Source organism: Mesorhizobium sp. M1D.F.Ca.ET.231.01.1.1 (assembly GCF_003999155.2).
Taxonomy (GTDB): domain Bacteria; phylum Pseudomonadota; class Alphaproteobacteria; order Rhizobiales; family Rhizobiaceae; genus Mesorhizobium.
Map to the genome: position 1 here is coordinate 1 of NZ_RZOZ02000279.1, position 283 is coordinate 283.

The following is a 283-nucleotide window of genomic DNA, read 5'->3' on the forward strand; positions in this document are numbered from 1 at the left end:
GACTGGGCTATCTGAAGAAAGATCAGCCCAAACGCGCTTTCCATGTCTCGGAGCGGGCGCTTGATCTTCTTTATCGTTTCCAGATGGGAAACGCGTTGCTCCGGTCGGTATGGCCTCGGCTTATAAGGCTGCGGGAAGAATGCGGGCTGCGTTGTTCCTTCTGCATCCTGGATGGCACGGATATCATCCACCTGCTGCATGTTCAAAGCCGACCACCTCCGGCTTTCAGAACCGCCTATCCGGGCAGGCGACTTCCAGCCGTTTCATCCTCCGGTGGTCGGGC

Annotated in this window: 1 protein-coding gene; it reads right to left on the minus strand. The window is 57.6% G+C overall.

Translation table 11 applies throughout. The features are described 5' to 3' along the window. A partial coding sequence (locus EN874_RS34200) for a hypothetical protein (protein WP_210238606.1) occupies positions 1 to 200 on the minus strand: 200 nt, incomplete at its 3' end. Between the last annotated feature and the right edge of the window lie 83 nt (positions 201 to 283).